The sequence below is a fragment of the Vibrio sp. B7 genome (genome assembly GCF_963888765.1).
Taxonomy (GTDB): Bacteria; Pseudomonadota; Gammaproteobacteria; order Enterobacterales; family Vibrionaceae; genus Vibrio; species Vibrio anguillarum.
Window position 1 is genome coordinate 94,495 of the sequence record NZ_CAWPKR010000003.1, and the last position, 12,749, is coordinate 107,243.

Annotated in this window: 10 protein-coding genes and 1 riboswitch; of the genes, 1 reads left to right on the forward strand and 9 read right to left on the reverse strand. The window is 46.2% G+C overall.

Annotation, left to right across the window (positions count from 1 at the left end; all coding sequences use genetic code 11):
- Positions 1-34: 34 nt before the first annotated feature.
- A riboswitch (TPP riboswitch) is annotated at positions 35-145 on the reverse strand.
- A 49-nt stretch (positions 146-194) separates the two neighbouring features.
- A complete protein-coding gene (gene guaA, locus AACV32_RS02170; RefSeq protein WP_017044245.1) occupies positions 195-1,748 on the reverse strand; it encodes a glutamine-hydrolyzing GMP synthase in 1,554 nt (517 codons plus the stop codon).
- A gap of 81 nt (positions 1,749-1,829) precedes the next feature.
- Entirely contained in the window at positions 1,830-3,293 is a 1,464-nt protein-coding gene (guaB, locus tag AACV32_RS02175; protein WP_026028100.1) for an IMP dehydrogenase, read from the reverse strand.
- A 230-nt stretch (positions 3,294-3,523) separates the two neighbouring features.
- Here guaB and xseA point away from each other — a divergent pair, with 230 nt between their 5' ends.
- The gene (gene xseA, locus AACV32_RS02180) at positions 3,524-4,855 is read left to right on the forward strand and encodes an exodeoxyribonuclease VII large subunit (protein WP_026028457.1); all 1,332 of its coding nucleotides are present in this window, start codon (positions 3,524-3,526) and stop codon (positions 4,853-4,855) included.
- A 4-nt stretch (positions 4,856-4,859) separates the two neighbouring features.
- Here xseA and AACV32_RS02185 read toward each other — a convergent pair whose 3' ends face one another.
- The 7 genes from AACV32_RS02185 to AACV32_RS02215 all read right to left on the reverse strand — a co-directional run bounded on the left by AACV32_RS02185 (position 4,860) and on the right by AACV32_RS02215 (position 12,540).
- Positions 4,860-5,084, reverse strand: a complete 225-nt coding sequence (locus tag AACV32_RS02185) for a zinc ribbon domain-containing protein (protein WP_199871416.1) — start codon at positions 5,082-5,084, stop codon at positions 4,860-4,862.
- A 621-nt stretch (positions 5,085-5,705) separates the two neighbouring features.
- Positions 5,706-7,193, reverse strand: coding sequence for a ribosome biogenesis GTPase Der (der, locus tag AACV32_RS02190; protein ID WP_026028098.1), 1,488 nt, complete (start codon positions 7,191-7,193; stop codon positions 5,706-5,708).
- Positions 7,194-7,342: 149 nt separating this feature from the next.
- On the reverse strand, positions 7,343-8,503 hold the full coding sequence (gene bamB / locus AACV32_RS02195; protein ID WP_026027694.1) for an outer membrane protein assembly factor BamB: 1,161 nt from the start codon (positions 8,501-8,503) through the stop codon (positions 7,343-7,345).
- A 12-nt stretch (positions 8,504-8,515) separates the two neighbouring features.
- A complete protein-coding gene (locus AACV32_RS02200) occupies positions 8,516-9,130 on the reverse strand; it encodes a YfgM family protein (RefSeq protein ID WP_096036119.1) in 615 nt (204 codons plus the stop codon).
- A 38-nt stretch (positions 9,131-9,168) separates the two neighbouring features.
- Positions 9,169-10,437 carry a histidine--tRNA ligase gene (gene hisS / locus AACV32_RS02205; protein ID WP_170894857.1) on the reverse strand — a complete coding sequence of 423 codons (1,269 nt, stop codon included), beginning with the start codon at positions 10,435-10,437 and terminating at the stop codon, positions 9,169-9,171.
- Between the two features lie 25 nt (positions 10,438-10,462).
- Positions 10,463-11,587 (reverse strand): flavodoxin-dependent (E)-4-hydroxy-3-methylbut-2-enyl-diphosphate synthase, encoded by a 1,125-nt coding sequence (gene ispG, locus AACV32_RS02210; RefSeq protein WP_010320399.1) that lies wholly within the window; start codon positions 11,585-11,587, stop codon positions 10,463-10,465.
- An 8-nt stretch (positions 11,588-11,595) separates the two neighbouring features.
- Positions 11,596-12,540, reverse strand: a complete 945-nt coding sequence (locus tag AACV32_RS02215; protein ID WP_170894858.1) for a RodZ domain-containing protein — start codon at positions 12,538-12,540, stop codon at positions 11,596-11,598.
- Between the last annotated feature and the right edge of the window lie 209 nt (positions 12,541-12,749).

A 12,749-nucleotide genomic window follows, 5' to 3' on the forward strand; every position in this document is an offset into this window, starting at 1 on the left:
ATTTACAAAGGTTAGCCGTTGTTATTCGGCTCGTGACAAAGTGCTCATAGTTCCCTACGTCAGTATTAACTGAATCAGGTTCGACGGGTCTCGAATTTCGATCTCAGCCGATGCAGAATCTGCATCGGCTCCCCGACTATTTCGCAGCAATCATAACAGGGCACTCACCGAAGGAGTACGCTTTTCTGGAGGAATTATTCCCACTCAATCGTGGCTGGTGGCTTACCTGAAATATCGTAAACCACACGAGAAATACCATTCACTTCATTGATGATACGGTTAGAAACCTTACCCAAGAACTCATAAGGCAGGTGCGCCCAATGTGCTGTCATAAAGTCAATGGTTTCCACAGCGCGTAGCGATACAACCCAATCGTATTTACGTCCATCACCCATAACGCCTACCGAACGAACAGGTAAGAAAACCGTGAAAGCTTGGGACACTTTGTTATACAGATCAGCGGCATGCAGCTCTTCAATGAAAATAGCATCGGCGCGGCGCAGCAAATCACAGTACTCTTTCTTCACTTCGCCCAACACGCGTACGCCAAGGCCTGGACCAGGGAACGGATGGCGGTAAAGCATGTTGTAAGGCAGACCAAGCTCTAGGCCAATCTTGCGTACTTCATCTTTGAAAAGCTCACGCAGTGGTTCAACCAATCCCATTTCCATATCATCAGGCAAACCGCCAACGTTATGGTGAGATTTAATAACGTGCGCTTTACCTGTTTTAGAGGCAGCCGATTCAATCACATCTGGGTAAATCGTGCCTTGCGCAAGCCATTTCGCATTTTTCAATTTCTTTGATTCTTCATCGAAGATATCAACAAACACATGGCCGATGATTTTGCGTTTCGCTTCCGGATCAGACTCACCTTGCAGTGCGTTGAGGAAACGATCTTCTGCATTGACATGAATGATGTTTAAACCAAACTTGTTGCCAAACATATCCATTACTTGCTGAGCTTCATTCAGACGCAATAGGCCGTTATCAACGAATACGCAGGTTAATTTATCGCCAATCGCTCGGTGAGCCAGCATCGCCACAACTGACGAATCTACACCACCCGATAGGCCAAGGATCACCTCATCGTCGCCGACTTGCTCTTTAATACGAGCAACCGCATCTTCGATGATAGACTCAGCCGTCCATAGACGCTCACAACCACAAACGTTGAGAACGAAATTCTCAAGCATTTTTAGACCGTTTTTGGTGTGCGTGACTTCTGGGTGAAATTGCACGCCATAATATTTTTTCTCTTCATTCGCCATTGCCGCATAAGGACAAGTTTCCGTTTGCGCTGTTTTGACAAAATCAGCCGGAATTTGCACCACTTTATCACCGTGGCTCATCCAAACGTCTTGCGTTAGCTCAAGGTCGCTAAACAGGGCCGATTCACCCATTAGCTGTACAGCTGCATAACCAAATTCACGTTCCTCAGAACTGGCCACTTTTCCGCCCAACTGTTCAGCCATGGTTTGCATGCCATAACAAACACCAAATACAGGTACGCCAGAATCAAACACATATTGTGGCGCACGCGGAGAGTTGGCTTCAGTCACGCTTTCAGGACCACCAGAAAGAATAATGCCATCTGGGTTGAATTCACGGATGTCCGCTTCTTCAACATCCCAGCTCCACAGCTCACAATAAACACCGATTTCGCGAACACGGCGGGCAACCAGTTGTGTGTACTGAGAGCCGAAATCTAAGATCAGAATACGTTGGTCATGGATATCTTTAGTCATTTAAGGTCAATCTCAATCATTAATGTAGTGGATGGGGAGTATCGCGCTCCCCATAAGCTTCAAGCTATTCGTGGTTCGTCATTAACCCAAGCGGTAGTTTGGCGCTTCTTTGGTAATTTGAACATCATGCACGTGTGACTCTTTCATACCTGCACCAGAGATACGAACAAACTCGGCTTTAGTGCGCAGATCTTCGATAGTGGCCGAGCCAGTTAAGCCCATGCTTGAGCGTAAACCACCCATTTGTTGATGAACGATCTCTTTTAGACGGCCTCGATAAGCGATACGACCTTCGATCCCTTCAGGTACAAGCTTGTCAGCTGCATTGTCAGATTGGAAATAACGATCAGAAGAGCCTTGAGACATTGCACCCAGCGAACCCATACCGCGGTAAGCTTTATATGAACGACCTTGGAACAAAATAACTTCACCCGGAGCTTCTTCAGTACCAGCAAACATGGAGCCGACCATCACGCAAGATGCACCAGCAGCAATCGCTTTACAAATATCGCCAGAAAAACGAATACCGCCATCAGCAATCACAGGAATACCGTATTGATCAGCCACTTCAGCTGCATCAGAAATCGCCGTAATTTGAGGAACACCAACACCCGTTACAATACGCGTTGTACAGATTGAACCCGGGCCAATACCGACTTTGACCGCGCTTACGCCCGCGTCAATTAGAGCTTTCGCACCGGCACCCGTTGCAACATTACCGCCGATAATATCGAGATCAGGATAAGCGGCGCGCGTTTCACGAATACGGTTAAGTACACCTTCTGAATGGCCATGAGAAGAGTCAATCAATAGAACATCCACTCCCGCTTCCACTAATGCTTTTACGCGCTCTTCATTGCCAGCACCGGCACCAACAGCCGCACCAACACGCAAACGCCCTTGTTCATCTTTACAAGCATTCGGTTTGCGTTCTGCTTTATGGAAATCTTTCGCGGTGATCATACCAGTCAGTTTGAATTCATCATTCACTACCAAGACTTTTTCAACACGCGCTTTGTGCATGCGCTCTTGTACATCCTGACGAGATGCGCCCTCTTTAACTGTGGCTAAGCGATCTTTTGGTGTCATGACTGCTTCAACTTTTTTTGTTAAATCAGTAACAAAGCGAATATCGCGGCCGGTGATGATACCGACAAGCTCATTGTGATCGCTCACCACAGGGAAACCGGCAAAACCATGTTTCTCTGTCAAAGCAATCACATCTTGAATGGTTGCATCAGGGCGAACTGTTACTGGCGCAGTGACTACACCCGCTTCAAAAATTTTGACAAGACGGACTTGTTCAGCCTGCTCTTCAATGGGCATATTTTTGTGGATAAAACCAATACCACCCTCTTGAGCAAGAGCGATCGCAAGGCGAGCCTCTGTCACTGTATCCATAGAAGCTGAGATCATCGGAATGTTCAGTGCGATATTTTTGGTCAGCTGAGTATGGAGATCGGCTGTGTTTGGGAGAACGGTGGAGTGTGCTGGTACGAGAAGAACATCATCGAATGTCAGCGCTTCTTTGGCAATTCTTAGCATTTGCAATATCTCACAATTAAGAGGAGTGAATAAAAGGTAAATCCAAGTTGTCTCAATTTGCCCTAATACACAATGAACAGGATAAATCGATTTGGATTTGATATTGCGGTCGGATTATACGCCCGAGGTAATCGCTTGACCACTCATTTTTTCATTTTTAATTTGCATTCCAACCCTTGATATGTATTATATTGCCGCTAATTTCCATACCCTCGTCTAGGGGATTAGCCTTGCCTTCTTTGACCAACGAAAACATCTACACTGTCTCTCGTCTCAATGCTGAAGTACGCCTGTTACTTGAAAATGAAATGGGCATTGTGTGGCTCGTTGGTGAAATATCGAACTTCTCCGCTCCGGTTTCTGGCCATTGGTATCTCTCACTCAAAGATTCTCGCGCGCAGGTAAAATGTGCGATGTTCAAAGGCAATAATCGCTTTGTGACCTTCAAACCTAAAAATGGCCAGCAGGTACTTGTTAAAGCGCGTCTTTCTCTTTATGAACCCAGAGGTGACTACCAAGTCATTATCGAGAGCATGCAACCCGAAGGGGATGGTCGTCTCCAGCAAGAGTTTGAAAAGCTGAAGATGCAGTTGGCCGCGGAAGGGCTGTTTGCACAATCCAATAAGCGCCCCTTGCCGGAAAATCCTCAATGCGTCGGAGTTATTACTTCAAAAACTGGCGCAGCCCTGTTTGATATTCTTGATGTGCTCAAGCGGCGCGATCCAAGCTTGCCCGTCATCATTTATCCTACACTGGTTCAAGGCGAACAAGCGGCCATTCAAATTGCTCAAGCAATTGGTAGAGCAAATGCGAGGCAAGAGTGTGACGTATTGATTGTGGGTCGCGGTGGCGGTTCTTTAGAAGACTTATGGTGTTTTAACCACGAGATCGTAGCGCGCACAATTGCCGCTAGTCAGATCCCAATTATCAGTGCCATCGGGCATGAAATCGATGTGACGATTGCTGATTTTGTGGCTGACGTACGTGCCCCAACCCCCTCCGCTGCTGCAGAATTAGTCAGCCGAGACAACAATAATAAGCGACAAGCTTTCGCCTCATACCAACACAAACTACAAAGTGCGATGCGCTATTACACCAGTCAACAAGCGCATCATTTACGCGCTTTGGTTCACGCGCTAGAGAAACAGCACCCCACTTATCGCTTGCAGCGTCAAAGCCAGCAACTTGATGACACAGAAATGCGCCTACAGCGGGCGATACAGCGCTATATTTCGACTCAGCGCGAGCACATTGGCCAGCAATACCATCAACTGCAGTTGCATTCTCCCGTACAAACCTTAGCGAAGCAGCAGCATCGACTAGCCAAAAGCGAGCAACGATTGCTGGACGTAATGGAGAAAAAGCTCCTGCGCACAGCACACCGTTTAGCGCTAGCCGCAGAGAAGCTTGACGCAGTAAGCCCATTAGCGACACTAAAACGAGGCTATTCGATCACGCGAGATAGCTCCGGCAAAGTGATTCACCGCGCTTGCGATCTAAAAACTGGCGATCAATTGATTACGCGAGTGGCGGATGGCGAAGTTTTCTCTACCGTTAATTAATAACTTAATCTTGTGCTTGAAACTCAAATCGAATCTTAGATTTTGATTTGAGCTCATTGCATGAATTACAGAAAAAGTTTGCTGCGCCACACGCCTGCAATTTCTCCAGCTCAGAATCACACTCAGGGCAAAAACCAATTTTGTTAAAGTGATGTTTGCACTGAGCACAATGGTAACGCCCATCCCACGCCAGTGGATTTTGGCAACAAGGGCAAAGATTTTCCTGCATATTGATCCCATCTCTCTTTGTGTCTTTCACATAACATCTTTCACATAGTGTGATTTTGGTAGATGTTTTATATCGTTCGTTTTAATAGATAGCTCGTTTGCGTAGATAGATCGTGCATGTGATAGCCGACACTTCATCAAACGGCACGTATGGTCTCGGATTATCGAGAGTTCAGCTTTGATCTCTATCACAATACCTTTAGGCTCACCAACCACCTCATACACATTAGGCTATGATCGATAAAAGATCTCTGCCTGATCATTTGCTTTATCTGCTCCGTTCAGCGATCTACTCTCAAAAGAACATTTATATAACCACACACCGAAAGCATAAGTTACATATTCTGCATATGGATTTATAACGATACAAAATTCCATTTAATAGCTAATAAATCAAAAAAACCAGAATATATTAAAATGATCTTTTGGCAAAATGTTCTACTCATTTTGTTTGATACTTATACAAAGCAGCAACGTTGCCGTGCTCTGTTTTTCACTCAATCATTTTGGTACTGCACTTCATTTCCAGACCGCCACGTTAAGTGAGGTTCTATCGCCAATGATAAATTTTAGGCAAAAAAATACCCAAGTCTAAACTTGGGTATTTCAGTTATGAGGAAGGCTACTTGCTGCGTCCTTTCATCATCGTCATTAAGCGTTTACGTTTACGCTCTTGAGATAAGGTCAGCTTATTCACTTTTCCTTCAAATGGGTTATCACTGCTTTGGAACTGGATACGAATAGGCGTACCCATGATTTCTAAAGACTTACGGTAATAGTTCATCAAATAACGTTTGTAAGAATCTGGCAGCTCATTCACCAAGTTACCGTGTACAACGATAATCGGCGGGTTATAACCACCTGCGTGAGCGTATTTAAGTTTTACGCGGCGGCTACGAACCATAGGCGGTTGGTGATCATCGGTTGCCATTTTAAGAATACGAGTCAATACCGATGTACCAACACGTGTTGTCGCCGATTTATACGCTTCTTGAACCGATTCAAATAGATGACCAACACCCGTACCATGCAATGCAGAGATAAAGTGGATACGAGCAAAATCGACAAAGCCTAAACGACGGTCTAGCTCTTTCTTGACTCGTTCTTTGACGTCGTTATCGAGCCCATCCCACTTATTGACTGCAAGCACTATCGAACGTCCGGCGTTTAATGCAAAACCTAGCAGGCTAAGATCTTGATCTGAGATATTCTCACGAGCGTCAATGACTAACAGAACAACGTTTGCATCTTCAACGGCTTTTAAGGTTTTGACGACCGAGAATTTCTCAACCGTTTCGTTAATGCGAGTACGACGACGCACGCCAGCAGTATCAATCAATACATACTCGCGCTCATCACGCATCATCGGGATGTAGATGGAGTCTCGCGTCGTTCCGGGCATGTCGTAAACCACAACACGCTCTTCACCGAGAATGCGGTTAGTGAGCGTCGATTTACCGACATTCGGACGGCCAATGATCGCCAGTTTTATCGGCTGATCTTGCAGACGTTTGTATTCAGCTTCGGCTTCTTCTTCGGTGTAATCTAACTTTTCTTCTTCAGCATCTTCAAAGTCGGTTAGATCTTCGATTTCGCCTTCAGCCTGCTCGAGCATTTCTTCAGCAAGTGGATTCAAAGCTCGGTCGATAAGGATCCCAACACCACGGCCATGAGCGGCAGCAATTTGGTACATTTGATCGACGCCCAATTGCCAAAACTCAGCACTTGCAGCATCAGCGTCAATGCCATCCACTTTATTCACGACTAAAATAGCGCGCTTTTCAATCTTACGCAGATGTTGGGCTATCACTTCATCAGCCGCCGTTAAACCAGCGCGACCATCAACCATAAATAGCACAACATCAGCTTCATCAATCGCGGCCAATGACTGTTGAGCCATTTTCGTTTCTACACCCTCTTCACTACCATCAATACCGCCGGTATCGATAACAATGAAGTCGTGCTCACCCAATTTAGCTTGGCCATATTTACGGTCACGCGTTAAACCGGGGAAATCCGCCACCAACGCATCGCGAGTGCGAGTTAATCGGTTAAACAACGTAGATTTACCGACATTGGGACGCCCAACAAGAGCAACAACAGGAACCATACTAACCTCTACAATATTTTTTCTTATGTAGTTATAGGTAAACACTTGCTAGCAAGCATTAAATTTTTACCTATAACCACATCTATTTATTCAATAAAACGGCCCCTAACTGTTACCAGCCAGGAGCCGAATGTGAATTATATCACGATTTATTTTTTAATCGTCAGTTTCTTTACATTGCCATTACGGGTCATGCTGACATAACCATCATCGACAGCGAGAGGACTCACCGCAAAACCGCTCTTATCAACCAACTGTTGGGCAACGAATTCACCACTGCTGCGATCAATCCAATGTAGATACCCTTCACTGTCACCTAGCACAAGGTAGCCATTGATAATCGCTGGTGCAGTTAGCAAACGGTGTTCAAGCTGTTTGTTGCTCCAAAGTTCGGTACCGCTTCTTGTATCCACAGCCACCACATGATCTTTGTCGGTCACCACAAATAATCGGCCACCATCGCTAGCCATGTCTGTTGCTGAAGAGTAATTCCGCTTCCAAGCTGGTTTGCCCGAACGCAGATCAATGGCGATCAACTGGCCATTAAAACCAACCGCATACAGCATGCCGCCAATCACGATAGGTGAGGCATCAACATCGACTAGGCGGTCAATTTCAGTGGCACCTTTAGGCATGCCAATCGGTTGTTGCCAAATCAACTGACCACGCTCAACGATAGCGGCAGCAAGACGGCCACCTGAGGTTCCCCAAAAAACACCGCCCGATACCGCAACAGGTTTGCTGTCGCCTCTCAACGTTAAATTAGGAACTTCAGTACTGATGGTCCATTTTTGCTCACCCGTCGCTTGGTCTAAACTCACCAAAGTGCCACGACTGGTATTAACAATGATCATGTTCGCATCTGCAGCCGGAGCTGCTAGCACTTCACCGTCGACTTTAACTTGCCATACAAGCTCACCCGTAGCTTCATTAAGCGCAGTGACTAAACCGTTTTCACTACCAATGTAAATTTGGCTATAGGCCGCCGCTATACCGCCGGATAAACGCATGGTGCCATCTTGTTCAAGATCGGTTTTCCACAGCTCTTTACCCGTTTTAGGGTTCAAGGCTTTCACCAAACCATCACGGCTAGCAATAAATACTTTGTCGTAAGCGTATTCTGGAGATAACTTTGAGAAGTAATGCCCTACGCCATCACCAATCGATGTGCTCCACTGAGTTGTGGGCGTAAATTCACTCGTTACCATTGGCACAGGAGCCATGATAATGGTGTCTTCTTCACTAGCACACCCTGCAAGTGCTCCAAGCACAACGGCAGAAACGAGCACTTTGTTGAACAACTTTTTCATCAACTTGTGCCCTTATTTGGCAAGATCGTCCAGTTTCATCTGTAGCGTTTGGCTTGCATCGTCAGCTTGTTGTGCTTCCGTGTATGCCGCATAAGCCGCGTCCGTGTCGCCTTTACGCAATGAGATATCACCACGCAGTTCCGCAATGCGTCCCGCCCACCCTTTCTCTGTGATGGTCGTAAGATCAGCTAAGGCGGCATCAAACTGGCCTTGTTCCGCTTTAATACGGGCCACGCGATAGGTCGCTAACGGTAGAATAGCATCATCTTTGGTGTTTGCTTTTGCCCATTCAAGCTGCGCTAAAGCTTCATCAATTTGACCCGCTTCTACTTGAACTTTTGCAAGTTGTAGTGCGGCTAAGACGGCATATTCTGTGCCTTTATTGCTATCAATAAAGCTCTGAACAACCATTTCAGCTTCTGCGCCTTTTGCGGCTAATTGAGTTACCGCTTTGCTATAACTTTCAGAAGCGGCTTCTTGCGCAGCAACAACGCTATCTTGGTAGTAACGCCAACCAAACAAGCCACCAAGGCCAATTACAGCACCAAAGATCACGGCTTTACCGTTCTCTTTCCACCAATCTTTTATCGCTTCAACTTGTTGTTCTTCAGTATCGTAGAGTTCCACTTCCTGTCCTCTTTAATAGATGTCTCAAATGCGCTTGCTTACACAAGATACGTCAGTTTGCTCGCGACTTCAGTTTGAGAAATCGTAATTTGTTCACCACCGATAAGATCTTTGAGAACTACTGTGCTTTCTGCGACTTCATCTTCGCCTAATACCAAAGCCACCGCAGCGCCCACTTTATCAGCACGTTTAAATTGTTTTTTGAAGTTACCACCACCAAAATGGTTCATAACACGCAGCCCCGGAACCTGTTCACGCAACTGCTCAGCAAGTTTCATTGCTGCCATCATAGTGCCTTCACCCGCACTGACCATGTACACATCGACACTGCGACGCACGTCGGTCAGTTCCAGTGTTTCCATCATCAGCACTAAGCGCTCTAACCCCATGGCAAAACCCACTGCTGGTGTCGCTTTGCCACCCAGTTGTTCTACCAAGCCATCATAACGTCCACCGCCACAAACCGTACCCTGAGCACCTAAGCTTTCAGTGATCCACTCAAATACGGTGCGGTTGTAGTAGTCTAGGCCGCGCACCAAGCGCTCGTTAACTTGGTATTCGATACCCGCAGCGGTAAGAAGTTCACATAAGCCGGCAAAATGTTGCTTGGATTCCTCATCTAGATACTCAGACAATTTGGGTGCGTCACCTAAAATCGCTTGAATATCTGGATTTTTAGTATCGAGTACACGCAGTGGGTTGGTGTACATGCGACGTTTGGCATCTTCATCCAACACCTCTTGATGCTGCTCTAAATAGTCAATCAAAGCGGTGCGGTAATTGGCTCGCGCTTCAAGAGAACCAATTGAGTTCAGTTCCAAACGAACATGTTTGTCGATGCCCAATTCACGCCACAAACGCGCGGTCATCATAATCAGCTCGGCATCAACATCAGGACCATCCAGGCCAAACACTTCAACCCCACATTGGTGGAATTGACGATAGCGCCCTTTTTGCGGACGTTCATGACGGAACATCGGCCCCATGTACCATAAACGTTGCTCTTGGTTGTAGAGCAAACCATTTTCGATACCAGAACGGACACAGCCTGCGGTACCCTCTGGACGAAGCGATAAACTGTCACCATTGCGATCTTCAAAAGAATACATCTCTTTTTCAACCACATCGGTCACTTCACCGATCGCACGGCTAAATAGATGTGTCATCTCAACGATAGGCATACGTACTTCATTGTAGCCATATGCACTAATCACGTTTTTCACTGTGCCTTCCACTTTTTGCCAAAGTGGAGACTGAGTTGGGAGGCAGTCGTTCATGCCTCGAATTGCTTGAATTGTTTTTGCCACAATACTTACCGTAAGGTCGTTGAGATTAATTTTGTTCGATTTGAGTCACGTTGATTCGGTTCTTCTCATCGAGAATAGAGGCCTTCGCGCGAATTTTCGCTTCGAGTTGGCTGACCAGATCATCGTTATCAAAACGCTCTTTCTGGCGGACGCCATCTTCGTAGAATGCACTTTTCTTGTTGCTGCCAGCCAAACCAAGATGAGAAGCTTCAGCTTCACCTGGGCCATTAACCACGCAACCGATAATCGAGACATCCATAGGTGTCAAAATATCTTCCAAACGTTGCTCTAACGCATTGACTGTGGCGATCACATCAAACTCTTGACGTGAACAGCTGGGACAAGCGATGAAGTTAATGCCTCGCGAGCGAATACGCAGCGATTTAAGAATATCAAAGCCGACTTTGATCTCTTCGATCGGATCCGCAGCCAGTGAAATACGCAGCGTGTCGCCAATGCCTTCGGCAAGCAGCATACCTAAGCCAACTGCCGATTTAACTGCACCGGCTCTTGCGCCTCCTGCTTCCGTAATACCAAGATGCAGAGGTTGGGCAATCTGTTTAGCCAGTAAACGGTAGGAATCAACGGCGAGAAAAACATCCGATGCTTTAACGCTGACTTTGAATTGATCAAAGTTGAGTCTTTCAAGAATATCGACATGACGCATCGCTGACTCGACTAAAGCGGCCGGTGTTGGCTCACCATATTTCATTTGGATCTCTTTTTCGAGCGACCCACCATTCACGCCAATCCGAATGGGTATGTTCTTGTCACGTGCGCAATCGACCACGGCGCGAATACGTTCTTCGTTGCCAATGTTACCAGGGTTGATACGCAAGCAATCAACGCCATATTCGGCGACTTTCAACGCAATGCGGTAATCAAAATGGATGTCAGCCACCAGCGGGATGGATACTTGCTGCTTGATCAACTTGAACGCTTCTGCCGCGTCCATTGTCGGTACAGAAACCCGTACAATATCAGCCCCGACTTTTTCTAACGCTTTAATTTGAGCGACCGTTGCCGCAACATCGGTAGTGCGCGTGTTGGTCATAGATTGAACAGCAATAGGAGCACCATCACCGATGGGCACATTACCGACATAAATACGCGTCGATGAACGACGCTTAATTGGAGATTCGTGTTGCATAGTATTTTCTAAGGTAAGGTGAATCGAGCGACTTTACCGGAAGTATACCCAGAAAGGTCTACAGGTTCACTTGCAAATGTCATTGAAACGCTTTCAGGCGCGCCAAGAATGATTTGAAACGGAGCTTCACCTTGCAAGGTTACGGTTTGCCCTGATTTTTTAATCCCAGTGGAAAGGGTTTTGCCTGCTGCATCTTTCACCTGAATCCAACAATCTGCGCTGAATGTGAGCGTTAGAGGAGCGTATGGATTCGTTGCATCCTGCGGTGGCGTCTTATCCAATACAGGATCGTCGCTCGCACTCAGGTCGGCTTCGGCTGTATCATCTTCAGGTGAAGGGATAAGTTCTGCAGCCTGAGTGTTGATTTCTACAGGGATATCCACCGCTTCTGCTTCTACTTGAGATTCGTCAACCGTAGGTACTAATTCAGGAACGGTCGTGAAATCCTCATCTCGCAAACGCTCAACCGATGTCGACGTGATTGATGGTGAACTCTCAACCACAACATTCTCTTGTTCTTGGTTTTGCCACCACCATAATGAGGAAATACCAATAATGATGGCAAAAATACCCCATGTCAGCGTCATAATACGGCTATCGTGTTTCTCTCGCTTGGTTTTCTTCGAAAAACTTTGCATCGGTTGTTCAGCGACAACCGTAGGATAGCAATCATCAAAGGAAGCTAAAATAACTGACTCTTTGATCCCGACGGCCTTCGCATAGGAACGTAAATAACCGCGAGTAAACGTCGCCACTTGGTCCGAGGCGAAGTTATTATCTTCTAAACTCTGAATGATAGAGAGACGTAACCGCAACCTATCGGCAACTTGCTTTTGCGTTAATCCCAACGCTTCACGCTTTGCCTTTAATAAAGTGCCGGGTTGCACCGTGTCTGTTTTTACATCTGCAATAATCTGTTCTTGTTCAGTAGTCATCCGTTTTGTACATCTCATTATGTTATGGCTCGAATGGCACCGTCATCACTTTTATTGTTATTAGTTCGTAGTAATAAAAAATGGTGCATTCCAACACGGTGAAAAATTTGCATTCATTGATGCAGGCGACAGTTCAAATTTAACATTACGTCAGTTAGCAATTCTAATGGATATTTGACGTTAAACAACATGGCTTTAGGAAAGAAATTACAGCTAGGTCAATATTT

What these genes read in the sequence shown, in the direction of transcription:
- guaA (WP_017044245.1), bottom strand. Translation starts at nt 1,748, where the DNA reads ATGACTAAAGATATCCATGACCAACGTATTCTGATCTTAGATTTCGGC.
- guaB (WP_026028100.1), bottom strand. Translation starts at nt 3,293, where the DNA reads ATGCTAAGAATTGCCAAAGAAGCGCTGACATTCGATGATGTTCTTCTC.
- AACV32_RS02185 (WP_199871416.1), bottom strand. Translation starts at nt 5,084, where the DNA reads ATGCAGGAAAATCTTTGCCCTTGTTGCCAAAATCCACTGGCGTGGGAT.
- der (WP_026028098.1), bottom strand. Translation starts at nt 7,193, where the DNA reads ATGGTTCCTGTTGTTGCTCTTGTTGGGCGTCCCAATGTCGGTAAATCT.
- bamB (WP_026027694.1), bottom strand. Translation starts at nt 8,503, where the DNA reads ATGAAAAAGTTGTTCAACAAAGTGCTCGTTTCTGCCGTTGTGCTTGGA.
- ispG (WP_010320399.1), bottom strand. Translation starts at nt 11,587, where the DNA reads ATGCAACACGAATCTCCAATTAAGCGTCGTTCATCGACGCGTATTTAT.
- AACV32_RS02215 (WP_170894858.1), bottom strand. Translation starts at nt 12,540, where the DNA reads ATGAGATGTACAAAACGGATGACTACTGAACAAGAACAGATTATTGCA.